Origin of the sequence: Anaerosoma tenue, from assembly GCF_023161965.1 — a bacterium.
GTDB classification, from domain to species: Bacteria; Actinomycetota; Coriobacteriia; order Anaerosomatales; family Anaerosomataceae; genus Anaerosoma; species Anaerosoma tenue.
The window spans coordinates 780,695-804,194 of the sequence record NZ_JALNTY010000001.1 but is presented as its reverse complement, the minus strand read 5'-3'; the positions used below and the strand labels follow the sequence as shown (position 1 = coordinate 804,194).

Annotated in this window: 26 protein-coding genes; 25 read left to right on the top strand and 1 reads right to left on the bottom strand. The window is 66.8% G+C overall.

Annotated elements, in window-relative coordinates; all coding sequences use genetic code 11:
• Nucleotides 1-6: 6 nt before the first annotated feature.
• From MSB02_RS04005 to MSB02_RS03960, 10 genes are all read left to right on the top strand, one after another.
• Nucleotides 7-1,323, top strand: a complete 1,317-nt coding sequence (locus tag MSB02_RS04005) for a cytochrome c biogenesis protein ResB (protein ID WP_267193911.1) — start codon at nt 7-9, stop codon at nt 1,321-1,323.
• Nucleotides 1,323-2,150 carry a cytochrome c biogenesis protein CcsA gene (ccsA, locus tag MSB02_RS04000; protein ID WP_267193910.1) on the top strand — a complete coding sequence of 276 codons (828 nt, stop codon included), beginning with the start codon at nt 1,323-1,325 and terminating at the stop codon, nt 2,148-2,150. Before MSB02_RS04005 ends, ccsA begins: the two co-directional genes overlap by 1 nt.
• Nucleotides 2,151-2,343: 193 nt before the next feature.
• Nucleotides 2,344-3,000, top strand: coding sequence for a winged-helix domain-containing protein (locus MSB02_RS03995; RefSeq protein WP_267193909.1), 657 nt, complete (start codon nt 2,344-2,346; stop codon nt 2,998-3,000).
• Between the two features lie 8 nt (nt 3,001-3,008).
• Nucleotides 3,009-3,551, top strand: coding sequence for a hypothetical protein (locus MSB02_RS03990; protein WP_267193908.1), 543 nt, complete (start codon nt 3,009-3,011; stop codon nt 3,549-3,551).
• Nucleotides 3,552-3,663: 112 nt separating this feature from the next.
• A complete protein-coding gene (locus MSB02_RS03985) occupies nt 3,664-5,436 on the top strand; it encodes a TIGR04190 family B12-binding domain/radical SAM domain protein (RefSeq protein ID WP_267193907.1) in 1,773 nt (590 codons plus the stop codon).
• Nucleotides 5,436-6,164 (top strand): bifunctional demethylmenaquinone methyltransferase/2-methoxy-6-polyprenyl-1,4-benzoquinol methylase UbiE, encoded by a 729-nt coding sequence (gene ubiE / locus MSB02_RS03980; protein WP_267193906.1) that lies wholly within the window; start codon nt 5,436-5,438, stop codon nt 6,162-6,164. Before MSB02_RS03985 ends, ubiE begins: the two co-directional genes overlap by 1 nt.
• Nucleotides 6,165-6,246: 82 nt before the next feature.
• A complete protein-coding gene (locus tag MSB02_RS03975) occupies nt 6,247-7,596 on the top strand; it encodes an amidohydrolase family protein (RefSeq protein ID WP_267193905.1) in 1,350 nt (449 codons plus the stop codon).
• Nucleotides 7,597-7,601: 5 nt separating this feature from the next.
• Nucleotides 7,602-8,039 carry a SoxR reducing system RseC family protein gene (locus MSB02_RS03970; RefSeq protein ID WP_267193904.1) on the top strand — a complete coding sequence of 146 codons (438 nt, stop codon included), beginning with the start codon at nt 7,602-7,604 and terminating at the stop codon, nt 8,037-8,039.
• Between the two features lie 38 nt (nt 8,040-8,077).
• Nucleotides 8,078-8,518, top strand: a complete 441-nt coding sequence (locus MSB02_RS03965; protein ID WP_267193903.1) for a hypothetical protein — start codon at nt 8,078-8,080, stop codon at nt 8,516-8,518.
• Nucleotides 8,519-8,573: 55 nt separating this feature from the next.
• The gene (locus tag MSB02_RS03960) at nt 8,574-9,146 is read left to right on the top strand and encodes a tetratricopeptide repeat protein (RefSeq protein WP_267193902.1); all 573 of its coding nucleotides are present in this window, start codon (nt 8,574-8,576) and stop codon (nt 9,144-9,146) included.
• Nucleotides 9,147-9,225: 79 nt separating this feature from the next.
• On the opposite strand, the gene MSB02_RS03955 is transcribed toward MSB02_RS03960, so the two are convergent.
• Nucleotides 9,226-9,576, bottom strand: coding sequence for an STAS domain-containing protein (locus tag MSB02_RS03955; RefSeq protein ID WP_052515526.1), 351 nt, complete (start codon nt 9,574-9,576; stop codon nt 9,226-9,228).
• A 149-nt stretch (nt 9,577-9,725) separates the two neighbouring features.
• On the opposite strand from MSB02_RS03955, the gene MSB02_RS03950 reads away from it, so the two are divergent.
• The 15 genes from MSB02_RS03950 (at nt 9,726) to MSB02_RS03880 (ending at nt 23,493) form a co-directional block, all read left to right on the top strand.
• Nucleotides 9,726-10,061: an STAS domain-containing protein gene (locus MSB02_RS03950; protein WP_044352227.1), complete on the top strand. Its 336-nt coding sequence runs from the start codon at nt 9,726-9,728 to the stop codon at nt 10,059-10,061.
• Between the two features lie 88 nt (nt 10,062-10,149).
• Nucleotides 10,150-10,647, top strand: coding sequence for a Sec-independent protein translocase subunit TatA/TatB (locus MSB02_RS03945; RefSeq protein ID WP_267193901.1), 498 nt, complete (start codon nt 10,150-10,152; stop codon nt 10,645-10,647).
• A gap of 56 nt (nt 10,648-10,703) precedes the next feature.
• Nucleotides 10,704-11,438, top strand: coding sequence for a twin-arginine translocase subunit TatC (tatC, locus tag MSB02_RS03940; RefSeq protein WP_267193900.1), 735 nt, complete (start codon nt 10,704-10,706; stop codon nt 11,436-11,438).
• Nucleotides 11,439-11,449: 11 nt separating this feature from the next.
• On the top strand, nt 11,450-11,809 hold the full coding sequence (hypA, locus tag MSB02_RS03935; protein ID WP_267193899.1) for a hydrogenase maturation nickel metallochaperone HypA: 360 nt from the start codon (nt 11,450-11,452) through the stop codon (nt 11,807-11,809).
• Nucleotides 11,806-12,474, top strand: coding sequence for a hydrogenase nickel incorporation protein HypB (gene hypB / locus MSB02_RS03930; protein WP_267193898.1), 669 nt, complete (start codon nt 11,806-11,808; stop codon nt 12,472-12,474). The genes hypA and hypB overlap by 4 nt, the downstream gene beginning before the upstream one ends.
• Nucleotides 12,471-13,025: an HD domain-containing protein gene (locus tag MSB02_RS03925; protein ID WP_267193897.1), complete on the top strand. Its 555-nt coding sequence runs from the start codon at nt 12,471-12,473 to the stop codon at nt 13,023-13,025. The genes hypB and MSB02_RS03925 overlap by 4 nt, the downstream gene beginning before the upstream one ends.
• Nucleotides 13,026-13,123: 98 nt before the next feature.
• Nucleotides 13,124-15,661, top strand: coding sequence for a DNA topoisomerase I (locus tag MSB02_RS03920; protein ID WP_267193896.1), 2,538 nt, complete (start codon nt 13,124-13,126; stop codon nt 15,659-15,661).
• Between the two features lie 57 nt (nt 15,662-15,718).
• Nucleotides 15,719-16,399, top strand: coding sequence for a carbon-nitrogen hydrolase family protein (locus tag MSB02_RS03915; protein WP_267193895.1), 681 nt, complete (start codon nt 15,719-15,721; stop codon nt 16,397-16,399).
• Between the two features lie 98 nt (nt 16,400-16,497).
• Entirely contained in the window at nt 16,498-17,637 is a 1,140-nt protein-coding gene (locus tag MSB02_RS03910) for an NAD(P)-dependent malic enzyme (protein ID WP_267193894.1), read from the top strand.
• Nucleotides 17,634-18,479, top strand: coding sequence for a fumarate hydratase (locus MSB02_RS03905; protein WP_267193893.1), 846 nt, complete (start codon nt 17,634-17,636; stop codon nt 18,477-18,479). Before MSB02_RS03910 ends, MSB02_RS03905 begins: the two co-directional genes overlap by 4 nt.
• Nucleotides 18,480-19,943, top strand: coding sequence for an MFS transporter (locus MSB02_RS03900; protein WP_267193892.1), 1,464 nt, complete (start codon nt 18,480-18,482; stop codon nt 19,941-19,943). It begins immediately after the preceding gene.
• A complete protein-coding gene (locus MSB02_RS03895; RefSeq protein WP_267193891.1) occupies nt 19,936-20,535 on the top strand; it encodes a FumA C-terminus/TtdB family hydratase beta subunit in 600 nt (199 codons plus the stop codon). The genes MSB02_RS03900 and MSB02_RS03895 overlap by 8 nt, the downstream gene beginning before the upstream one ends.
• Nucleotides 20,532-21,170, top strand: a complete 639-nt coding sequence (tmk, locus tag MSB02_RS03890; protein ID WP_267193890.1) for a dTMP kinase — start codon at nt 20,532-20,534, stop codon at nt 21,168-21,170. Before MSB02_RS03895 ends, tmk begins: the two co-directional genes overlap by 4 nt.
• Nucleotides 21,167-22,288, top strand: a complete 1,122-nt coding sequence (gene holB, locus MSB02_RS03885; RefSeq protein WP_267193889.1) for a DNA polymerase III subunit delta' — start codon at nt 21,167-21,169, stop codon at nt 22,286-22,288. Before tmk ends, holB begins: the two co-directional genes overlap by 4 nt.
• On the top strand, nt 22,276-23,493 hold the full coding sequence (locus MSB02_RS03880) for a PSP1 domain-containing protein (RefSeq protein WP_267193888.1): 1,218 nt from the start codon (nt 22,276-22,278) through the stop codon (nt 23,491-23,493). The genes holB and MSB02_RS03880 overlap by 13 nt, the downstream gene beginning before the upstream one ends.
• Nucleotides 23,494-23,500: the final 7 nt, after the last annotated feature.

Here is a 23,500-nt window from a genome sequence, read left to right as displayed (position 1 = left end):
GCGTCCGTGCCGCCACCTGCTACCATCATCCGCATGCGCAGACTACTGGACGTCCTGACCTCCCGTGGCACCTCCATCGCCCTGATGGCGTTCGTTGCCGTCTGCGGCGCGATCGGCGCGTACATCCCGCAGTCGTCACCCGGGCGTGAGGCGACGATCGCCGCCTGGCGGGCGCGCAATCCGATGCTCGCGGGTGTCGCGGACGCGCTCGGGCTGCACGCCATCTTCAGCTCCTGGTGGTTCCTCGCGATGCTTGCCGTGTTCGCTGTGGTCCTGGGCATCGCGACCCACCGCATGCTTGCCGGCGCATGGCGCGCCTGGTCGGGGGAGGGGCGCGTCGCGCGCACGGCGATCGCGGGGGTCTCTGCTGATGACATCGCGGCACGGGCGCGGGCGGCCGGGTACCGCCAGCGTCGGGTCGCGGGTGATGCGCGGGTGTTCGCACGCCATCGTGTCGGCGTATGGGCGTCGGCGATCCTTCACGTGGGCATGTTCGTGTCACTCATCGCCGCTGCGGTGGCTCTCGGGTCCACTCGGGGGGCGATCCTCGACCTGTCCGAGGGCGAGGTGCACTCTCCGGGAGACGCATACTGGGCCGTGGAGGATGCGCAGGCGGTGCCCGAGATCGGCGTGCCGATCCGGTTCGATGGCGTGACGGTGGCGACATGGCCGGGCGGCGGCCTTCGTGAGGTGAGCGCCACGCTGTCCACGCGCGACGGCAGGGGTTCCTGGACGCCCCGGGTCGTGAGCGTGAATCATCCGCTCCGCCTCAACGGCCACACCATCTACGCCCAGCCCGGCGAGTTCGGCGATGCTGCGTTCGTGGTCTTCCGCACGGACGAAGGCGTCGAGCACCCCGTCCGTATCGAGTTCCCGTTCATCGAGCAGGGTGATGTCGCGTACACGGAGGAGCCGTACGACGTTGGAGGCGTGGCGGTCGAAGCGCGGTGGGACCCGTACGCGGTGCGTGCGGCCGAGCCGCTCGGCCTGCGCCCGGCGGGTGACGACTCCTCCGAGCCGGTCACTCTGGCCGAAGGCGGGACCGGGACTGTGGCCGGGCTCACCGTCGAGTACATCGGGACCGCGCAGTGGGCCCGCTTCATCATCCAACGCGAGCCGGGGATGACCGTCCTCTTGATCGGCTTCAGCATCATCGCGCTGGGCTCGCTGATGCTGTACGGGTGGATCCCCCGCGAACTCGTGCTCGTGGAGACGGGCGACGGTGTGCTGTACGGTTGGCATGCGGCGAGGATGTCACGCGCGTACGTGGCCGAGCGGGATGCGATACTCGGGCTCGATGCCGGTCCGGGAGAGGATGTGTGATGGAGCAGGCCCTCGCGATCGAGACTCCGCTGCACGTGTTCGCGCTCGTGGCCTATGCGATCGCGGCAGGATGCGTCGTCTTCGGGGTCACGATGTCGAAGCCGGGTGTCGCACGCGCGGGTCATACGCTGGCGCTCGTGGGGCTGGCGGTGCACTCCGTGGCGCTCGGGCTGCGTTGGTACGGCACCGGGCACGGGCCGTACCTCACCCGCTACGAGGTGCTGTCGTCCAACGCCTGGGTTGCGATGACGTTCATGCAGGCGTTGCGCTGGCGGCGTCCCGGGAGCGCGTACCTCACCACGCTGATCTACCCGGCGGTCCTGTTGTTGCTCGGACTCGCCGTCTACACCGGTCCTGAGGTCCAGATGCTGCCCCTCACGTTCAGGGGGGTGTGGCTGGTGCTGCATGTGTGCTTCTACTTCGTGGCGTTCGCGGCGGCGCTGATCTCTCTCGGCCACGGGGTGCTGTACATCGCTCGCGACACCACGCTCGTGCAACGCATCGCGAACGTGCCGGATGCGGCTACGCTCGATCGTGAGTCATATCGGTTCGCCGGGCTCACGTTCGCGTTCTGGGGTATCGGTATGCTCACCGGCGCGATATGGGCGTACTACTCCTGGGGCCGCTTCTGGGGGTGGGACCCGATCGAGACGTGGTCGCTCGTCACCTGGTTCGTCTACGGCATCTACCTCCACGCGCGTCGCTTCTACGGCATGAAGGGCCGCAGCGCGGCGATGCTCCTCCTGCTGGGGTTCGTTCTTGCGATACTGTCGCTGTTCTTCACCTCGTTCCTCACCACATCACTCCACTCCGAGTACTTCCACTAGCGGTCGCATCCGGGCCTGCCGGATCCCGTGAACCGGCCCCCATCGAACCTGAACGTGGCTGAGTCCGTTCGCAGTTAACGGCTTGCCCATCGCTCGCTCAAGAATCATCCCACGTCAGGCCGATGACTCGTTCACGGATTCGTAAAGACGCGGTAAGATTACGAATCATCGGCTTCACTCGAGGGGGATGGGCATGGCTGACCCGCAAAACACGCCCGACGCAACGCTGTATCGCCTTTCGCTCTACCACTGCTACCTCGGGGAGTTGCTCCGCGTGGGCGCCCCCGAGCGCATCACCTCGCGCCAGATAGCCGAGGAGCTCAACATCAAGGAGGAGACGGTACGCCGCGACATATCGTTCGTCGGCGACATCGGGCGGCCGGGCGCCGGGTACGACCCCGTGCTCCTGTACGCCGAGATCACCAAGTTCCTCGGCCTGTCCGAGGAGTACCCGGTCATCAAGGTAGGGACCGCCGAGATGCTCCAGGCGCTCCAGGTCGTGTTCCCCTCCGAGCAGTACGGCGTGAAGCCCGTGGCGTACTTCTCCGAGCTGCCGGAGGACGCCGGCGCCGTGATCGGCGACCTCACGGTGCGGCATCTCACCGACATCCCTCGTCTGGACCCGGAGCTGAACGCGCGCGTGGCGCTTGTGGCATGCTCGCCCGGATGGGTGCAGATCACCCTCGACCTGCTGTCCAACGCGGGAGTCACGGGAGCGTTGCTTCTCACGCCGATCATCCGCCTGCGCAAGCCCGAGGGCATGAGCGTCACGCAGCTCCGCATGCCATGCGACCTCAAGAGCCTCGCGTGCCGTTGCCGGGTCTCCGCCGGCGCTGTCGGGACGAGATAGGCCGCACGTTGACCCCGGCCGCCCTGCTCCGCCGCACTGTGCTGCTGTGCTCCGCTGTCACGCTCGCGTTCCTGGTGAGCGGTTGCGCCGCTACCGACCCCGGCGACTCCGCGTCGTCGGCCGCGAGCGAGGTTCCGGCGCCAGTGGCACCGCGGCCTCACGAACTTGGCACGCCGGAATCGGCTGTGCGCTCGTATCTCGACTGGATCAGCTACTCGTATCGCATGGCGGATTCGAGCATCCCGACCGCCACGATGACCCCGGAGGAGTTCGTGCGCGTAGATGCGTACATCCAGTTCAACCTGATGGACGGCAAAGGGATAGAGCAGTCCATCGAGAACATGGAGGTGCGCTCCGTCTCGGAAGAGGCCACCACCGCGGTGGTGGCGGCTCGTGAGGACTGGACCTACCGGTACTTCTCGTTGGACACGCTGACGTATCTCACGGAGCCGCTCGCGGTCAGCTACGAGACGACGTACACGTTGGTGAAGGACGATAGCGGCTGGCTGGTGGATCGCGTGGAGGCCTCGGCACAAGGAGAGCTCCGCTAGCAGGGCGCTGTCCGCCGCGGCAGGCGTGCCGTGCGCCTGTGCTATACTGCGCCGTTGTCTCTTCCCGGGCGGCATCGCCGCCCGTGTTATGGCCCGAGGAGGCCCCTATCCGATGTCGAAGCCGGACCTGATCCTGCTCCATGCGCCGAGCGTGTACGACTTCCGCGAGACGTCCATCATGTACGGACCGGTCTCCGATCTCGTGCCTTCGAGCCCCATCTTCGAGATGTATCCGCTCGGCTTCACCACCATCGGCGAGTACCTCGAGCGGCACGGCCTGCATGTGAAGGTCAGCAACCTCGCGCTACTGATGCTCACCAAGCCGAAGTTCGATGTGGAGAAGGCGATCGCATCGATGGACCCGGTGGCCTTCGGCATCGACCTGCACTGGGCGCCGCACGCGCACGGCTCCATCGAGATCGCGCGCATCTGCAAGAAGCACCATCCCGACACGCCGGTGGTGTTCGGCGGCCTCAGCGCGTCGTACTTCCACGAGGAGCTCGTGCGGTACGACTGCGTGGACTACGTTATCCGCGGCGACTCCACCGAGGACCCCTTCACGCAGCTCGTCTATGCGCTCAAGCGCAAAGGCAGCGTGGCCGACATCCCCAACCTCACGCACAAGGACGCCTCTGGCGCGGTGGTGGTGAACCCCTTCACCTGCGTGCCCCCGGAGTTCGATCACGTGAAGCTCGACTACAGCTTCTCGATGCGCTCGGTCATCCGCTCGGCTGACATGTCCTCGTCGCTGCCGTTCAAGGGCTGGCTGAGCTACCCGGTCTCCGCGTCGCTCACCTGTCGCGGATGCACGCGCAACTGCGCCACGTGCGGCGGCTCGGCCACCGCGTTCCGCGAGCACTTCGGCCGCGATCGAGTGGCGTTCCGCGATCCCGACCTCCTGGTGAGGGACATCGCGCACATCGCCAAGCACATCCCGGGGCCGGTCTTCGTGCTCAACGACTTCCGCCAGGCGGGCGAGGACTACGTGAAGCAGTTCATCACGGGTCTCCGGAAGATCGACTTCCAGAATCCGATCGGCTTCGAGTTCTTCACGCCGCCGAGCGAGGACTTCTACGCGCTGCTCGATGAGAACCTCAACGACTACTCGGTGGAGGTCTCGGCCGAGAGCCACGACGACGCGGTGCGCGCCGCCTTCGGCAAGCCGTACACGTGGGAGGCGCTGTCGGAGTCGATCGAGCAAGCCTTCAAGCACAACTGCCAGCGCTTCGACCTGTACTTCATGACCGGCATCCCCACCCAGACGGCCGAGTCGGTGCTCGGTACGGCGGCGGCCGTTGAGGAACTCTATGCGCGCATCGGGAACAACCCCAAGCTGCTGCCGTTCATCGGGCCGATGGCTCCGTTCCTGGATCCGGGATCGCGTGTCTTCGAGAACCCCGAGGAGTTCGGGTACACGCTCCGCGCCCGCACGCTCGAGGAGCACCGCCAGCTGCTCCTTCAGCCCTCGTGGAAGCACATCCTCAACTACATCCCGGACGCCATGACGCTCGACGAGATGGTGGACGCCACCTATGAGGCCGCCGTGGGCATCAACCGCGTGAAGGCCAAGGTGGGCGCCATCGACCAGAAGACCGCGATGGCCACCGAGCGGCGCATCCTCGAGGCGCAGATCGCCATGGCGCGTATCGACGACATCATGCGCCACGAGGAGCCGGAGCGCGGGCGGCTGCTGGGTGAGTACAAGGAAGAGATCGCCCTCCTCAACGAGAGCACGGTGTGCGAGAAGACCGAGCTCAACTGGCCCGCCAAGATGAACGCCGGCCACATCTTCAACAACGCCGGCCTGCTCTTCAGGGTCATCGCCGAGACGCTCATCCCGGCGCTCCGTGAGCGCGACACGCGTTACATGAAGCAGGGTGCGTGATGGCGCGCGGACGGCACGCGTCCGAGGCGGGGCGCCCGAGCGAGGAGCGCACCAGGCACATCTTCTCCACGATCGCATCCGAGTACGACCGGTTCAACAAGTACTCCAGCATGGGGCTCGATCGCCTCTGGCGGAGGACGACGGTGCGGCTCGCGCGCTTGAGGCGCTCATCAGAGGTGCTCGATCTGGCGGCGGGCACGGGCGACCTCACGCTCGCCCTCGCAGAGCAAGGGCGTCCGGCGCGGGTCCTCTCCACCGACCTCGTCCCCGAGATGCTCGAGGTCGCCAAGACCAAGGTCGCGGTCTACGAGGGCCCCACCACCATCGAGTTCGACGTGGTCGACGCACAGGCGCTGCCGATGCCCGACGAGAGTTTCGACGTGGTCACCGTCGGCTTCGGTGTGCGCAACATGCCCGATCGCTCCGCGAACTTCAGCGAGGTGTTCCGGGTCCTGCGCCCCGGAGGGCGCTATGTGGTGCTCGAATTCAGCCGCCCGCTGTTCCCGCCGTTCCGTGTGCTCTACCACTTCTACCTGCGCACGGTCATCCCGCTCCTCGGCGAGAAGCTCACCGGCGACCGCGCCTCGTTCGAGTATCTCAACGAGTCCATCCTTTCGTTCCCCGGACAGGTGGCTCTCGCGGGCGAGCTTCACAAGGCGGGCTTCTCGGAGGTCACCTGGCGCAACCTCACCTTCGGTATCGTGGCGGTGCATGTGGCGGTGAAGTGACGCGAGCCGTTCCGCGTTGGAGCGCGCGTGCGCGAGCATGTAGGATAGGAGCCTGGCGAACCCACCTGCGGAGGTCGTGACGATGCTTCTTCTGGCGCGATACGTTCTTCCCATGAGCGCTCCGTACATCGAGGACGGGGGCATCGTCATCCGCGACTCCGACATCGTCGCGGTGGGCACGCGGGCGGAACTCCTCGCCGCGTATCCGGACGAGGGGGTCACCGACTACGGTCTTGCGGCTCTGATGCCCGGCTTCGTGGACCTGCACACCCACCTGGAGTACTCGGTCTTCCGCGGTGTCGTGGACGATCTGCCGTACACGCGCTGGAAGATGGAGGTGCAGCGGCTGGAGGATCGGCTGACCGAGGACGACTGGCGCGAATCGGCCGTGCTCGGTTCGACAGAGGCGATCCGCTCGGGCATCACCACCATCGCCGACGTGACGTACTCGGGCGCATCCCTTGAGGCGGCGGACAGCGCCGGCCTGCGTGCGGTCATCTATCGCGAGGTCTCGTCGATGGACGCCGGGAAGGCCGAGGCCGAGGTGGCCGCCGCGTTCGACGACATGCGGGCATGGGAGGCGCGATCGAACTCGGCGCGCATGTCGATCGGTATCGCGCCGCATGGCCCGTACACGTGCCACCCGCGGCTGTTCCAGGCGGTGGCGGAGGCTGTGGGAACGAACGACACGCATGTCTCGCTCCACCTGGCCGGCAGCAGGGACGAGTACGACTTCGTGAAGTACGGATCGTCTCCGCTCGGGCAGGACTTCCGAACACAGTCCGGATGGGGCGAAGAGGCATGGATGCCAACGGGCGTGAGCCCGGTGCGGTACGTGTACCAGTGGGGCGTGCTCGAGCTCCCCAACGTGCTCGCGGTCCACTGCGTGCACGTCGACTCGGATGATATCGCCATCCTTGAGCGCACAGACGTGGCGGTGGCCTTGTGCGCTCGCTGCAACGCCAAGCTCGCCATGGGCACCGCCCCCCTCGGCGACTTCCTTGCCAAGGGGCTGCGCGTGGGCATCGGTACCGATTCACCGGCGTCGAACAGCACGATCGACTTCTTCGCCGAGATGCGCACGGGTCTGCTCGTCCAGCGCAGCTTGCTGGGCAGCAAGGGCTTCTTCACCGCCGAGGAGTTCCTGCGTCTCGCCACGATCGGCGGTGCGCAAGCGCTCAAGCTCGACGACATCACCGGCTCGCTTGAGCCGGGGAAGCGTGCCGACATCATCGCGGTGGACCTCTCGCATAGCTATCAGGTGCCCACCGAGAACCCGTACAGCGCTGTCGTGCACACGTCCAACCAGGAAGACGTGCTGCTGACGATGGTGGACGGCAGGGCGCTCTACGAGCGCGGTCAACACCTGTCTGTGGAGACCGAGCCGATGCGCGAACGCTTCCAGGCTATCCGGCGGAAGATCAGGGACTGACACGTATGCGTGAGCGAGGCAAGGTCATCACCGTCCACGACGGGTCGGTGGACGTCCTGATGCAGGTCTCGGCGGGATGCGGCGGGTGCACGCTCTGCTCGAGGGAAGAGGGCGGGGAGACGGTGATGCACGAGGTCGCCGACGCGCTGGGTTCCACTGTCGGCGACGTGGTGGACGTGGTGATCCCCGACACGATCCGCGCGCGCGCCGCCGCCGCCGTCTTCCTGGTGCCGGTCTTCTCGCTTCTCGCCGGCTACTTGGCGGGTTTCTTGCTTGGACCGTGGGCAGGTCTCGAGCCGGAGACGGCCGGGGTCGTGGGAGCGCTCGTGTCCGCCACCATCGCCATGCTGGGCATCCGCAACGCGGAGCACAGGCTGGCCGGGGACGCGGCGTTCGCCCCGAAGGTCGGTGCTATAATCTCGCGGGACCGCAGCCATACGTGAGCTGGCGGTCGTCCTACTATCGAGGAGGTATCGGTACGTTGAGCGACCAGGACTTCTTCTTCGACGAGGAGGAAGAGGTGGCCGAGAAGGCCCCGAAGCCCTCGTCCCGTCAGCCCCAGAAAAGCGCCCCGAAGCGTTCAGGCAAGAGCGAACCCAAGGCGGCGCCGCGCGGCTCGGCAGCCGTTGCAGCTCCTGCCGCAGGTGGAAGCCTCATCGAGAAGCAGGTGAGTCTGACCGTGGCGGCCCTGATGACGGTCATCGGTCTGCTTCTGGGTGTCATCATCGGGTTCGTGATCCCCGACGGCGGCACGGTCTCGTCTTCAGGGACCGCGACGCCTGCTACGGGCTCTACAGCGCCACAACTCAGTCCGGACCAGCTGGACACTGGCGAACTGCCGGAAGGACATCCTCCGGTCGGCGACATGGGCGGATCGACGGACGCGTCGGCCACGGACGAGGCGCCGACCACCGGCGAGTAGTGATATCAGAGGGCGGGGCCGGACGGTCCACGCCTGTGATCGTGTAAGGAGCGCAATGGCGAAGAAGTCGACACGCACACCGATGGCCGTGGACAAGTCGAACACCCCGGCGTGGATGCGCGTGGTGGTCATCCTGCTGGCTATCACCTTCGGTCTTGGCGGTGTGGCCGTGGTCGCCGCAGGGATCGGCGGCAGCGCCGCCCCTGCCGACGGCGGCGCCGCGAGCGGTGACACCATCACGTCGCAGTTCCAGCCGCGAGTGGACGCGGCGCTGGTCGCCGTCGAGTCCAACCCGGAGAACCCGGACATCGTGATCCAGGTGGGGCACGCGTACTTCGAGTGGGCGGTGGCCCTGTACGAGAGCGGCCAGTACCCGGCTTCGGTGCCGATGTGGCTGGCGGCGGTGAGCTTCTACGACCAGACGCTCGCCCTGGATCCGGGCAACGACATCGCGCTCGGCAACAAGGCGTTCGCCTTGTACTACGCGCAGGATGAGAGCGCCGCAGAAGGCTTGCGCGCGTTCATCGACGGGGCGGCCGACAACGCCGACCTGGCGCAGCAGGTGGAGAACGCCCGCGGAATGCTTGCCGAGGTCGAAGCATCGGGCGAAACGACCACCACACCCTGATCATCGCACCTGAGAAGCAGGAACGGCCGGTCCATGAGGGCCGGCCGTTCTTCATGTACGCGATGATCCCGGAGCGATCTCAGTCGTCCACGTCTTCGAGCATCAGGCACGCTTCATCCACCGTTGAGGCGCAGGAGAAGATGCCCGAGAGCCGCGTGAGGTCGAGGATGTTGTCCACCGACTCGTTGGTCACGAGGATGAGCCTCCCGCCGAGCGCGGTGTACTCCTTCGATAGGGCCAACAACAGTCCGAGGCCGGAGCTGTCGAGGTAGTCCAACTCGGAGAGATCCACGACGGTGGCCGGCGGCGCATGCTTGAGTATGCGGTCGATCGTCATGCGGAATGCGGCGCACTCGCTGTAGTCGAGCTCTCCCTGCAACGAGAGAGTCCACCGCTGCTCTTCCTGATCGAGGTGGATCGTAAGCGACATACACAACCCCCAGAACGGCGAACCGGCCACCCTGTTACTACCCCTTGCCACATGCGTTCACACGATTGCGGGGGTGCGCTGGTCACTCGCACGGGGTGCGGGTACAATCGTGCACGCACGTGCCTTCGGGAGAAAGCGGTGCCCCGGTCATGGAACTGGACATCAAGACTGAACGCGAGAACGGGAGCTGCGTGATCACCGTTGCGGGTGAGGTCGACGTCTACACGTCGCCCACGCTCAAGCGGGAGATCGCGCAGGTGATGGACGATGGCTGCGAAGACGTGATCGTCGATCTCGAGAAGATAGGCTTCATCGACAGCTCCGGTCTGGGCGTGCTCGTGAGCGCGCTGCGGGCCGTGAAGGAACAAGGCGGCACCATGCGCCTCGTGTGCACCGCCGATTCGATCCTCAAGATCTTCCGGATCACCGGACTCGACAAGGTCTTCCCGCTGTTCGCAAGCGTCGAGGAGGCCAGAGGCTTCTAGTTCGCGGGTCTTGCTCGCGCGCTCAGCAGGCTTCGTGACTCACGTCAGGGCCGTGCACCGGCCAGGTACTACACAGAGGAGTTGACCCTTGTTCGGCATCGGCAGCTGGGAGTTCATGATCATCGCGGTGCTGGCGCTGCTGCTGTTCGGCCCCGACAAGCTTCCGGACTTCGCCCGTACCATCGGCCGGTTCATGCGCGACTTCCGGCGCTATCAGTCGATGATGGAGTCGACGATCCGCGCAGAGGTGTTCACCGCTGACCCCAAGCTCCAGAAGGACCCCTTCAAGAAGGGCAAGGAGTTCGGGGAGAAGGTGGGCAGCGGCGGCTTCACGCGTCCGGGTCCCACCGAGGCCAAGCAGGAGAGCGCGTCTGACGAGACGCCTGCCGCCGAGGGTGCTACCTCGTCTGAAGAGACTCCTGCCGCCGAGGGCGCCACATCGTCTGACGAGGCGCCTGCCGCGCAGAGCCCGGACCGGGCCTCCGGGTCCACCTCATCGGCGGAAGACGCCGAAGCGGCCACGGCTGCGCCTGATGTGAAGCCGGAAGCCTCCGACGACGGAGAGGAGGGAGCGGAGAAGGCCTAGCCTTCCCCCGCGACACCATGCCCATCTCTCCCAAGCGTATGCCGTTCATGCAGCACATGAACGAACTCCGCAAGCGCCTCACCGTGGTCATAGCCGTTCTGAGCGTACTGACCCTGGTGGGCTACTACTACTCCGATGAGATCTACCGCCTCCTGCTGGGGCCGATGCTCCCGGTCATGGGGGACAAGGGCGGCTACACGATCGACCTCCTCGAGGCCATGGCCAACCGGTTCCGGCTCGGCATCTTCGGGGCGGTCGTGGTGAGCAGCCCGCTCATCATCTACGAGGCCCTGGCGTTCTTCGTTCCGGCGCTCAAGAGCAAAGAACGGCGTTGGTTCGGGTGGACGGCGATCGCGGCGGGTCTCCTGTTCCTGGCGGGCGTCGCTTTCTGCTACGCGTTCATCCTCGAGCCGAGCGCCCAGTGGCTCGTGGACCAGAGCGGCGAGACCTTCCAGCTGATGCTGCGCGCCCAGAGCGCGATGACGTTCGCGATGTGGTTCCTCGCCGGCTTCGGCCTCGCGTTCGAAGTCCCCGTGGTGGTCTTCTATCTCGTCTACTTCAACGTGGTCCCCTACGCGAAGCTCCGGAAGAACTGGCGGGTCGTGTGGGTGGCGATCGTGATCATCGCATCGATGATCACCCCCGACTGGAACCCCTGGAGCATGGCGGCGCTCTCCGGAGCGATGATCGCGCTCTTCGAGGCCAGCATGCTCATCGTGCGGCTGATGCTCCGCCGCAAGATCAAGGCGTCAGCCATACCGGACATCGAACACGAAGACGAAGACGATTAGCGGGTCATCGCATGCATGAGATGGGCATCGCAGAAGGCATCCTCACATCCTCGCTCGACGCGGCGGAAGACGCTGGCGCCACGCGTATCACCCGCGTCTTCGTGACCATCGGTGAGCTCACCGAGGTGATGGAGGATGCGCTGCAGTTCGCGTGGGAGGCGATAACGCCCGAGACGATGGCCGAGGGCTCTGCGCTCACGGTCACGATGGTTGCACCGGTGTCGCGCTGCGCCGATTGCGGTCACGAGTGGGCCCACGACCGCTACTCCGGCGCGCAGTGCCCGTCATGCGAAGGATGGGTCGTGGCGCTGCTTCGCGGGCGGGAGCTGAAGATCGACAGCATCGATATCGATGAGGAGGGCGACGCGTGAAGGTCGACATCGAACAGCGCATCCTCGCGGTCAACGACGAGCTCGCCGAAGCCAACCGGCGGCTCTTCGCCGAGCACGGCGTGTTCGTCCTGGACCTGATGGCGTCTCCCGGCGCCGGCAAGACCTCCACCATCCTCGCTACGATCGCTGCGCTGCGCGACCGTTACTCGATCGCGGTGATCGAGGGCGACATCGCAAGCAAGGTGGACGCCGAGAAGGTGCGGGCACACGGCATCCCGGCGGTGCAGATCAACACCGGAGGCGCGTGTCACCTGGAGTCTGCGATGGTGCGTCGGGCAGTGGAGACGCTCGACCTCGACGAGATCGACCTCATCATCATCGAGAACGTGGGCAACCTCGTCTGCCCGTCCGACTTCGATCTCGGAGAGAGTGCCAAGGTCATGATCCTGTCCGTGCCCGAGGGGCACGACAAGCCGTACAAGTATCCGAACATCTTCCAGGTCTCGGAGGCCGTGATCCTCAACAAGTACGACACGCTCAGCGTGTTCGACTTCGACGAGACGGAGTTCCGTGAGGTCGTTCGCAGTCTCAACGGCCAGGTGCCGGTGTTCCCGATGTCGGCCACCACGGGTGACGGCGTGGCGGCGTGGACCGAGTGGCTTGCCGCCCGTATCGATGCCGCCAGGGACGGTGACGCGTCATGATGGACCGGGCCGCGGCGCTGGAGCTCGTACGCGAGCGGATCCCCTCGGCTAATCTCGTGAACCACTGCGTGGCGACCGAGATCATCATGGAGGCGCTCGCCCGCCACCTTGGACTGCCTGATGAGGACGTGGAGCGCTGGGCGCTTGCAGGGCTGCTGCACGACCTGGACTACGCCGAGACGGCGGAGGACTTCGAACGTCACGGCGTGGTGACCGCCGAGCTGCTGGCGGACGAACTCGACGACGAGCAGATCCACGCCATCCTTGCGCACGCCGGGAAGGTCGAGCGGGAGACGGTCATGGACGCGGCTCTCTACGCCGCCGACCCTACCACCGGCTTCATCGTGGCTGCGGCGCTCGTGCGGCCTGACAAGGCGCTTGCCAACGTCGAGTTGAGGTCGCTCAGGAAGCGCTGGAAGGAGAAGGCGTTCGCCCGTGGAGCGAGCCGCGAGCAGATGGCCGCTTGCGAGGAGATCGGCCTCGAGCGCGACGAGTTCCTGGCCCTGGCTCTCGACGCCATGAAGGCGCGTTCCGGGGATGTCGGGCTCTAGCCCGTGATCCGTCTCCGGTAAGGATCCGTTCCGGTTCCGGCTTGACGCCCCGTATATACTCGGCAGGAGTCGCCACCGACCGGGCGGAGAACGCCTTCATGAAGCTCATCATCTCGGAGAAGAACATAGCAGCGCGCCGCATCGCAGAGATCCTGGCGGTGGGCAAGCCGACGGCCGAGAAGGTCTACACGACGCCCGTCTACCGGTTCCGCCGCGACGGTGAGGACTGGGTCTCCATCGGCCTCAAGGGCCACATCATGGAGGTCGACTTCGCGCCGGTGCTCGACGAGACGGCGGTGCGCGAGCTCGCGTCGAACGACCCGCGCGTCCTGGGCGCCGGAGCGCAAGACCTGCTTGAGGCCAACGGCGAGATCGACCTCAAGAAGTGGCGCCTGGAGACCCTTCCCGTGCTCACTCGGGTCCACGTGGAGAAGGTGCCCAAGGAGAAGGGCATCATCCAGTCGATCAAGAACCTCGCCAAGAAGGCGGAGAAGGTCATCATCGCCACCGACTTCGACCGCGAGGGCGAGCTCATCGGCGCCGACGCGCGCGACGTGGTCCGGTCGGTCAACAAGGACGTCCCGGTATCGCGCGTGCGGTTCTCGGCCATCACCAAGGACGAGATCGAGCGCGCATTCGCCGAGGAGGACACGCTGTCCGAGGAACTCGCGCAGGCGGGTGAGACGCGCCAGGATATCGACCTCATCTGGGGCGCCGTGCTCACGCGGTACCTGACGCTCGCGCTCCAGACGAAGACCCGCAAGCCGTTCGGCGATGTGCTGTCGTCAGGACGTGTGCAGACGCCCACGCTGAAGCTGATCGTCGACCGGGAGAAGGAGCGCGACGCCTTCGTTCCCGAGGACTACTGGGTGGTGCGCGGTGCGTTCGCCGCTGCCGACGAGGAGTTCCTTGCCGGACATGCGACCGAGAAGTTCAAGAAGGAGGCCGCCGCCAGGGCTGTGATGGACGCCATCGCGGGCGCCTCCACTGCGCAGGTCACCGGGGTCGACCGCTCGCGGCGCAAGGTGCAGCCTCCGGCGCCATTCAACACCACCGCGCTCATGGCCGCCGCGGCCTCGGAAGGCATCACGCCCGCGCAGACGATGCGCATCGCCGAGTCTCTGTACATGAGCGGCTACATGTCGTATCCACGCGTGGACAACACCGTCTATCCACCGAGCCTCGATCTGCGCGGCATCCTCAAGACGCTGTCCGATGTGCCCTTCTACCATGAGCACGCCCAGCGGCTGCTCGCCAAGGGCAAGCTGGAGCCGACGAAGGGCTCCAAGGAGTCGACCGACCATCCACCGATCCATCCCACAGGCGCGCCGGATCCCGACAAGCTCGAGCCTCGTGCGTGGAAACTCTACAACCTCGTGGCCCGGCGGTTCATGGCGACGCTCTCCGACGCTGCCGTCGTAGAGAGCACCAAGGTCACGCTCGACGTGGCAGGGGAGCAGTTCAAGACCAAGGGCGACGTCGTCGTCTCACCGGGCTTCCGGGCGATCTACCCGTATGGGTCGCGCAAGGACGAGAATCTTCCCACGATCGCCGAGGGCGACGAGATCGAGTTCCGTGGAGCGGAGATGGAAGGCAAGCAGACCCAGCCTCCCGCCCGGTACTCGCAGGGCAAGCTCATCCAGGAGATGGAGAAGCTGGGCCTGGGCACCAAGGCGACACGACACGACGCCATCCAGACACTCTACGACCGCAAGTATGTGCAGAACGACCCCATCGAGCCCACCAACAAGGGGCGCACCGTGATCGAGGCGCTGTCCACGTACGCGGTGGAGATCACCACCCCGGAGATGACCGGATCGCTCGAGCGTGAGATGGACGCGATCGCCAACGGCCGCTCCTCGCTTCCGGTCGTTGTGGGGCACTCCCAGAACGCGCTCGCCACGGTTGTGGACGAACTGCTCGAGAACGTCGAGGCGATCGCCGAGCTGCTGAAGGGCGCCGTCGACGAGGATGCCAAGGTGGGGAAGTGCCCCGAGTCGGGGCACGACCTGCTGATCAAGTACTCGCCCCGCAACCGCAACTACTTCGTCGGGTGCTCAGGCTATCCCGAATGCGCCGTCACCTACCCGCTGCCGAAGAACGCCAAGTACCAGGCGGTGGACGAGCTGTGCGAGGTGTGCGGCACGCCCCAGGTGCGTGTCATCCAGTTCAAGAAGCGGCCGAGGATCATGTGCCTCAATCCCGATTGCCCCACCAAGAAGGGCCCCGAGATCATGGTGGCGCCCGGAGGATGTCCCACGTGCGGCGGGGATCTCAAGGTCGCGTACTCGCAGGTGGGGAGCCGGTACGTCCGGTGCACGAACTACGAGGAGTGCAAGACGGCGTACCCGTTGCCGCAGCAGGGCGAGATCGAAGCCACCGAGGAGCGGTGCGAGTGCGGCTCGCCCAAAGTCATCGTCCATACCCGCAAGGGCCCGTGGAAGATCTGTGTCGATCCTGATTGCCCGCTCAAGCCGGAGCGCTCCCGCGGCGCTCGCGGCGGCAAGGGTTCCTCCTCGTCGGGCAAGCGGGGCTCGGGCGGCAGGAAGTCCTCGGCGGGGAAGAAATCGTCCGCGGACGCGAAGAAGACCACCGGCGCCAAGCGGGCTGCACGTAAGAAGCCGTCCGACGCGTGACCCGATGGCCCGGCCGGGGGATGAACCCCATGGTGGCCGAACCGGAAGGAGCGTGACGTGAGGATCGCGGTCGTGCAACACGCTGTACGTCCGGCGCCCGCCCAGGACCTCGAGGCGCTGGTTGGCGCCGTGGTCCGGGCCGGGGCAAGGGGTGCGGAGTGGGTAGTGCTACCCGAGGTCCCGGCGGTCGCCGAAAGTCCGCTCAACGACGAACTCTGGCGGCGGCTCGAAGAGGATGCGCCGCGGGTGGCGGTCACCGCCGCATACGTCGAGCCGGGAGAGTCGTGCTCGGCCCTCGATGATCAGGACACCCCGGGAGTCACTGCGATACTCACCGGCGACTCATGCTTCACCCCCGAGGCGTTGGCATGCGCGCGTGCCCATGCCCCCGGTGTGCTCGTGCTCGCGCCGCATGCCGAGTCGGACATCCAGGCCGAGGCGACGCTCGAGTTCGCCATCGCGCTCAGCACATCGCTCGCATCGCTGGTGATCGTGGTAGGCACCGACGGCGCCGACCCCGGCGAGCCGGGCCACGGCGGCTCGGCGGCCGTCTATCTGGGCGAGGTGCTGGCCGAGGCGCTCACCGGCGACGACGTTCTGTATGCGGATGTGGATCGTCCCGTGGGACCGCCCGAGTCTCCCGACCCCATGCCCCAGGTTCCGCCGCTGCTGGCGCAGCGTGTGGCATCCCATCAGGGACGGAAGCTCGAGGTGGATTACCCCGCCGATCTCGGCTGAATCGGCGCACGCGGGCGGATGGTAGAATCGCGGGGGTCGTTCCACGTCGCATCCTGCTCATCCCACCGGGGACGGGCGTCGTCAGAAGAGGGAGATCAATGGTCCAGCCGTCCGACCCGATCGCGTTCCACCGGCATGCCCATGGCAAGGTCGCCATGGTGTCCACGCTCACACTCACCAGCGACAACCTGAGCATCGTGTACACGCCAGGCGTAGGAGAGGTGTCGCGGGTCATCGCAGAGGATCGCAGCACGGTGCGCGACCTCACCGGCAAGCAGAACATGGTCGCCATCGTGACCGACGGCTCGGCCGTCCTCGGTCTGGGTGACATCGGTCCGGAGGCAGCACTGCCGGTGATGGAGGGCAAGGCCGCCATCTTCTCCGAGTTCGCTGGTGTGAGCGCCGTGCCGATCTGCCTGGACACGAAGGATCCTCAGGCCATCGTCGACACCGTGCGTTATCTCGCCCCGGGTTTCGGCGGCATCAACCTGGAGGACATCTCGGCCCCCCGCTGCTTCGAGATCGAGCGGCGGCTCACCGCCGAGCTCGATATCCCCGTGTTCCACGACGACCAGCACGGTACGGCGATCGTGGTCCTGGCAGGACTGATCAACGCGCTCAAGGTGACCGGCAAGGGTTCCGATGTCCGCATAGCGATATCGGGAGCGGGGGCGGCCGGTCTGGCGATCGCGCACTTGCTGGTGGCGTACGGAATGACGTGCATCAGGATAAGCGACAGCAAGGGCGTGCTCACGTCCGACCGGGAGAACATCAATCCCGACCAGCGCGAGGTGCTGGCGCTCAGTTCCGCCGACCAGACGTGGGAGCAGGGGCGCACCGTGCTGGATGGCGCCGACGTCTTCATCGGAGTGTCGAAAGCCGGCCTGTTCAACGCTGAGGACATCGGCCGCATGAGGTCGGAGCCGGTCGTGTTCGCGCTCGCCAACCCCGTGCCGGAGATCATGCCCGATGAGGCTCGCGCCGGAGGCGCTGCCGTGGTAGCTACGGGCAGGTCGGACTTCCCCAACCAGATCAACAACGCGCTGGTCTTCCCGGGCCTGTTCCGCGGCCTGCTCGACCATCGCGTGTCGCACGTGACCACCGCAGTGAAGCTCGCGGCTGCCCGGGCGCTCGCGACTCTCATCGAGGATCCATCGCCCGATCGCATCGTCCCCTCGATCTTCGACGAGCGCGTGGTGCCCGCTATCGCCGACGCCGTCGGCCGCGCCGAGGGATGAGCGTGATCTCCTCGCGGGACATAGGGGAGGCTGTCCGCAGCGCCATCGGCATCGCCGCCACGTCGCTCCGCGCCGACGTGCGCTCGGCGATCGAGCGGGCGGCTGTCTCGGAATCGTCCGCCCGTGGTCGCGAGGTGCTCTCCCAGATGCTGGAGAATGCAGCCATAGCCGAGCGCGATGGCGTGCCGCTGTGCCAGGACACGGGTGCCACCTGGGTGTGGGTGGAGCTCAGTCTCGAGGAGCGGCTGGGCGGCGATCTTGCCGCCGCCGTGGATGAGGCCGTGCGTACCGCGTACCGCGAGGGCGCTCTGCGGATGAGCGTTGTGAGAGACGCGATCTTCGACCGGCGCAACACCGGCGACAACACGCCTGCGTTCCTGGACGTGACGCTTCGACCGGGCACGGGAGCTACCGTGCACGTGATGCTCAAGGGGGGCGGATCAGACAACGCGAGCGTGGTGCGTATGCTCGAGCCCTCGGCAGGAATCGAGGGCGTGCGCCGTCTCGTGCTCGACACGGTGTCCGCCAAGGGAGCGAGCGCCTGTCCGCCGCTGGTGGTGGGCGTGGGTGTGGGAGGGACGTTCGACTCGGTGGGCAAGCTTGCCAAGAAGGCGCTGCTCCGTGAGGTGGGCTCCGCTTCACTGGACGAGCAGACCGAATCGCTGGAAGCCGCGCTCCTGGCCGACGTGAACGCGCTCGGCATCGGTCCGGCCGGTCTCGGTGGGGCAACGACGGCGCTCGCCGTGCACGTGGTCACCGCGCCGTGCCATATCGCCGCGCTGCCGGTCGCGGTGAACCTCGGCTGTTCATCGCTGCGCACCGTGACCGTGGAGATCGGCTGAGTGGCCGCCACGTCAACAGGCGTCGGAGGCGCGGTGCGGCCCGGTAAGGTGCCGTACACAGCGGTCCTGCGCAACAAACGCTTCCGCATGCTCTGGCTGTCGCAGTTCGTGAGCGGGTTGGGCGACTGGCTGGTCGTGGGACTTCTGATCCCGCTCGTGACCACGCTCTCCGGCGGGTCGGCGTTCGCGGTGGCGGGCATCATGATCGCCAAGATAATCCCGTCGCTGCTGTTCTCTTCGGTCATCGGCGCTCTGGTGGACCATTTCGACCGACGGCGTCTGATGATCGCCTGCGACATCATCCGCGCGTTGCTCACGCTGTTGCTGCTCACCACCAACAGCCTGGCCGTCATCTACCTCGTGGTGTTGCTCATGGAGGTGGCTTCGCTGTTCTTCTCGCCGGCGCGCAATGCGCTGATCCCGGATCTCGTCGCCGATCATGAGGTGGCTGTCGCGAACGGACTTGCGTACACGACACAGCAGGCGAGCATGCTCATCGGGCTCACGATGTCCGGCGGTATCCTTGCCGGTTTCGAGGCGCTCGTGCGGTGGATCCTGGAGAGCGGATTCCCGCTGGTGGACGTGTTCGTCGGACCGTTCACTCCCGCGCTCCTCGGGCCGCGTGCGGGCGTGATCCTCAACAGCCTCACCTTTGTCGCCTCGGCGCTGCTTCTGCGCAGGATCAAGGTGGATGCGCGAGCCCGGCGGGACGCAACCGGGCGCTTTCAGTTCTCGCTCATCGGCAAGGATATGCTGGAGTCGTTCAGGTTCATGGGCGAGCACCGCGAGTTCCGCGGTCTGCTCATCACGATCGCGACAGCGATACTCGGCGGCGGCTCGATCATCACCGTCGGTCTCGCGTACGTACAGGACATCCTTGCCCGCGGCGTGCCGATCCTCGAGCAGTTCGAGGCGATACAGCGACTGGTGGCCGCGCCGCAGACCTTCGTGTTGGTGCTGATGGCCGTGGGGATGGCTGCCGGCGCCGTGATAGCGCCGAAGATCGCCGATCGGGTGTCGCTGCAGCTGCTGTTCCTCGGGGCGGTGGCCGTCTTCGGGGTGGGGATGTTCGTGTTCGCGAGCGTGAGCCTGTACTGGGTATCGCTGCTCTTCGCCATCACGGCGGGCTTCTGCATCGCTTCGCTCACGGTCGCCGGGAACACCTATGTGGCCCGTACCGTCACCGGCGAGCTCCGGGGCCGCGTGTTCACTGCGATGGAGTCGGTGATCAGGGTCTCGCTTCTCCTGTCGATGGTGGTCGTGGCCCCCCTTGCCGACCTGCTTGCCGCATTGATCGGCGGTCTGAGTGAAGGCATGGCCGATCCGTCATGGTTCAGCGGGCCCCGTGTCACGCTTCAGCTCGCGTCACTGATCGTCCTCGGCGCGGCATACTATGCGTACCGGACGCTCGACTGGCGTACGTCGACGGCCGGAGACGAGGAGAGGACGATCGCCGATGAGTGAGGCGGTCCGCATACGGCTGCCGGACGACGCCGGCCGCCTGAGAACCCTGCGTGCGGGGACCCGCGTGCTGCTCTCGGGACCCGTGTACACGGCCCGTGACGCGACACATGTACGGCTCATCGAGGACCTCGGGGCGGCGGGTACGCTGCCGTTCGGGCTCGAAGGCCAGGTGCTCTTCTACGCGGGTCCCACCCCGCCGTCTGCGGGGCGTTCCGCGGGCGCCGTGGGGCCCACGACGGCGAGCCGCATGGACGCATGGACGCCCCGTCTGCTGGAGGCGGGCATCGCTGCCACGATCGGCAAGGGGACACGCTCAGCCGAGGTGAGACGGGCGTGCATGGAGCATGGCGCGGTGTATCTCGCCACCGTGGGCGGTGTCGCCGCCCTGCTCGCCACGAAGGTCGTCTCCGCCGAGACGGTCGCCTACGGCGACCTCGGCACCGAGGCGCTCGTCAGGATGGAGCTCGAGGAGCTCCCGGCGTGGGTGGCGCTCGACGCAGCCGGGAACGACCTGTACGAGGAGGCGCGCATCGGCTCGAACGGCGCGGCTGAACGACCGGCAACCACCGGAGAGGGGGTGGACGACCAGTGAGCGGACTGATGATCACCTTCGAGGGCGGCGACGGCTCGGGCAAGTCGACCCAGATCGCCCTGCTCGCCGGGCGTCTCAGGTCGCTCGGCCATGAGGTGCGCACGTACCGCGAGCCCGGCGGCGTGGCCCCGGGCGATCCCGGCGAGCGCATCCGCGACATCCTCCTCGATCCGGTGCATGTCGAGCTTGGCGTTCGCGCCGAACTGCTGCTGTACGAGGCGAGCCGGGCGCAGCTCGTTGCGGCACACTATCGTCCGGCCCTTGAGGCGGGCGCGATCGTGCTCTGCGACAGGTACGCCGACTCCAGCGTGGCCTACCAGGGGTACGGCCGTGCCGTCTTGTCGGTCGAGGAGGTGCACGAGCTCAACCGGATCGCCACCGGCGGGCTCGTGCCCGACCTCACGCTGCTGCTCGATGTGGACCCGGCCGCTGGTCTCGCGCAGGCGGCCCTGGCAGGCATGGATCGCCTGGAGGCCGCAGGGCTCGACTTCCACGAGCGCGTGCGCGTAGGCTATCTGCGCATCGCCGAGGCGGAGCCCGGGCGTGTGAAGGTCGTTCCGCGCAGCTCGGAGGCATCGGTGGCCGAGGTCGTGTGGCGGCATGTCGAGCCCTTGCTCGCGAGGCTGACGCCATGACGCGCTGCGTCTGGGACGGGCTGATCGGCCAGGAGCGGGTCGTGTCGCACCTGAGAGGGGCCGCCGAGAGCGGCACGGTCGCCCACGCGTACCTCTTCGTCGGGCCCACCGGCGCCGGGAAGAAGAGCGCGGCGCGAGCGTTGGCATGCACGCTCTTCTGCGACGACGGCGGATGCGGTTCGTGCGGCGACTGCCGGCGTGTGCGCGCCGGGTCGCACCCCGACCTCCACATCTTCGCCCCCGAGGGCGTCACCTACGTGGTGGGGCAGATCCGCGACATCGTGCGCGACGTGCACCTCAGGCCCGCCGAGGCGTCTCGAAAGGTGTACATCATCGAGGGCGCCGACCGCTTCAACGACGCGAGCGCGAGCGCGTTCCTCAAGACGCTGGAGGAGCCGCCCGCCGACGTGGTGATGGTGCTTATCGCCCGGGAGTTCGAGGACGTGCTGCCGACGATCGCCTCGCGGTGCCGCATCGTGCGGTTCGCGCCGGTGCCGCCATCGGTGGCGCGGGCCCTCGTGATGGAGCGAAGCGGAGCCGGCGAGACCGAGGCGCAGGCCGCGCTGGCGGCATCGGACGGTGTGATCCCGCGGGCGATCGAGTTCCTCGGTTCCCCGGGCAGGCGCAACGCGCGCTCCACGATACTCGGCATCCTCAAGCGGCTCGCGGTGATGGATGGGCACGACGTGCTCATGGCGGCCCGGGAATTGCTTGGTGCGGTGCGTGCGCCTGTGGAGGAGATGAAGTCGGCTCAGGCCGAGGAGGCGGAGCGCGTCCGCGAGTTCCTCTCCCGGGGCGTGATGAGCGATCTCGAGAAGCGTCAGAAGCGTGAGCTCACGGCACGTGAGCGAGAAGGCGTCACCGAGATCATGAGCGTCACCGAGAGCTGGGTGCGCGACTGCCTGGTGATGGCGCGGGGCGCGGCTGAGCTGGTAGACAACGTGGATGCCGCGGACGCTACCGCCGAGGTGGCGCGGGTGCTGAGCACGCCCGCCGCGCTGCGCGCGCTGGATGCGGTGGGTCGCGCGCGACAGCGCATGGCCTATAATGTGAGCCCCCAGCTGGCCGTCGAGGCCATGCTGTTCGACATACAGGAGGTTCTACGATGCCCACGGTAGTGGGAGTCCGCTTGAGATACGCCGGCAAGGTCTTGTACTTCGACCCGGCCGGTACGCAGCCCGAAGAGGGCGACAACGTCATAGTCACCACCGAGCGAGGCCAGGAGTACGGGGAGGTGGTCCTCCCGCCGCGCGACGTCGACGACGAGGACGTCCCCGCGGCGCTGAAGCCTGTGCTTCGCATCGCCACGGCCGAGGACGACGCGACGGAGGAGGGCCACCGGGCACGTGAGGCCGAGGAGTTCGAGCGGTTCCGCGAACTCGTGCGCAAGCACGGCCTCGACATGAAGCCCATCGGCGTGGAGCACCTTTTCGACGACTCCAAGGTGATCTTCTACTTCGCCGCGGAGGAGCGGGTCGACTTCCGCGAGCTCGTACGCGAGCTCGCATCCGAGATACACAATCGGATCGACATGCGGCAGGTGGGCGTGCGCGACGAGGCGCGCATGGTGGGCGGTCTGGGCCACTGCGGTCAGCAGCTATGCTGCGTGCGTTTCGGCGGCGAGTTCCAGCCGGTCTCGATCCGCATGGCCAAGGAACAGGACCTGCCGCTCAACCCGTTGAAAATCAGCGGGCTGTGTGGCAGACTCATGTGCTGTTTGCGGTACGAGTACGAGGCGTACAAGGACTTCAAGCAGCGGGCGCCCAAGTGTGGCACGCAGGTGGACTTCTCCGACGGTACGTTCGGCAAGATCTCGTCGATGAACGTACCCAGGGAGACGCTGACGGTCCGGCAGCAGGGCGGACCGGAGCTGACGGTCCCGCTCACGGCGCTCGACTGCAGCGCCGGGCGAGGATGTCCGTGCAAGCTCGACACCGCGGTAGTGGAGCAGCAGGCAGCGGCCGTTGCGGTGGCTCGTGGGACGACGCCGACCTTGCGAGAGGCGGAGCGCATCACGGAGGAGAAGTCCTCCCAGCGCCCCAAGTCGTCTCGGCGGAAGCGGCGGAGTTCGAAAAGCGGCGGCCAACAGCCCGGGTCGAAGCCGGACGCCCAGAAGAGCGACGGGCAGCAGAAGCAGGGCGGTCAGAAGAAGAGCGGCAAGTCGTCCGGACGGTCCGGGCAGGATACGCAGAAGCGGACCGATCGTTCGCAGAAGCAGCAGGGCACGACGCCCTCCACGGAGGGTGGTACCACCAGCAGTAGCGGGCGGAGGCGGAGACGCCGCCGGCCGCGTCCGGAGAGCGGGTCCGCTCCGGCAGAATAGGCGTCAT

What these genes read in the sequence shown, in the direction of transcription:
- ccsA (WP_267193910.1), top strand. Translation starts at nt 1,323, where the DNA reads ATGGAGCAGGCCCTCGCGATCGAGACTCCGCTGCACGTGTTCGCGCTC.
- MSB02_RS03995 (WP_267193909.1), top strand. Translation starts at nt 2,344, where the DNA reads ATGGCTGACCCGCAAAACACGCCCGACGCAACGCTGTATCGCCTTTCG.
- MSB02_RS03985 (WP_267193907.1), top strand. Translation starts at nt 3,664, where the DNA reads ATGTCGAAGCCGGACCTGATCCTGCTCCATGCGCCGAGCGTGTACGAC.
- ubiE (WP_267193906.1), top strand. Translation starts at nt 5,436, where the DNA reads ATGGCGCGCGGACGGCACGCGTCCGAGGCGGGGCGCCCGAGCGAGGAG.
- MSB02_RS03975 (WP_267193905.1), top strand. Translation starts at nt 6,247, where the DNA reads ATGCTTCTTCTGGCGCGATACGTTCTTCCCATGAGCGCTCCGTACATC.
- MSB02_RS03970 (WP_267193904.1), top strand. Translation starts at nt 7,602, where the DNA reads ATGCGTGAGCGAGGCAAGGTCATCACCGTCCACGACGGGTCGGTGGAC.
- MSB02_RS03960 (WP_267193902.1), top strand. Translation starts at nt 8,574, where the DNA reads ATGGCGAAGAAGTCGACACGCACACCGATGGCCGTGGACAAGTCGAAC.
- MSB02_RS03955 (WP_052515526.1), bottom strand. Translation starts at nt 9,576, where the DNA reads ATGTCGCTTACGATCCACCTCGATCAGGAAGAGCAGCGGTGGACTCTC.
- MSB02_RS03950 (WP_044352227.1), top strand. Translation starts at nt 9,726, where the DNA reads ATGGAACTGGACATCAAGACTGAACGCGAGAACGGGAGCTGCGTGATC.
- tatC (WP_267193900.1), top strand. Translation starts at nt 10,704, where the DNA reads ATGAACGAACTCCGCAAGCGCCTCACCGTGGTCATAGCCGTTCTGAGC.
- hypA (WP_267193899.1), top strand. Translation starts at nt 11,450, where the DNA reads ATGCATGAGATGGGCATCGCAGAAGGCATCCTCACATCCTCGCTCGAC.
- MSB02_RS03925 (WP_267193897.1), top strand. Translation starts at nt 12,471, where the DNA reads ATGATGGACCGGGCCGCGGCGCTGGAGCTCGTACGCGAGCGGATCCCC.
- MSB02_RS03920 (WP_267193896.1), top strand. Translation starts at nt 13,124, where the DNA reads ATGAAGCTCATCATCTCGGAGAAGAACATAGCAGCGCGCCGCATCGCA.
- MSB02_RS03910 (WP_267193894.1), top strand. Translation starts at nt 16,498, where the DNA reads ATGGTCCAGCCGTCCGACCCGATCGCGTTCCACCGGCATGCCCATGGC.
- MSB02_RS03905 (WP_267193893.1), top strand. Translation starts at nt 17,634, where the DNA reads ATGAGCGTGATCTCCTCGCGGGACATAGGGGAGGCTGTCCGCAGCGCC.
- MSB02_RS03895 (WP_267193891.1), top strand. Translation starts at nt 19,936, where the DNA reads ATGAGTGAGGCGGTCCGCATACGGCTGCCGGACGACGCCGGCCGCCTG.
- holB (WP_267193889.1), top strand. Translation starts at nt 21,167, where the DNA reads ATGACGCGCTGCGTCTGGGACGGGCTGATCGGCCAGGAGCGGGTCGTG.
- MSB02_RS03880 (WP_267193888.1), top strand. Translation starts at nt 22,276, where the DNA reads ATGCCCACGGTAGTGGGAGTCCGCTTGAGATACGCCGGCAAGGTCTTG.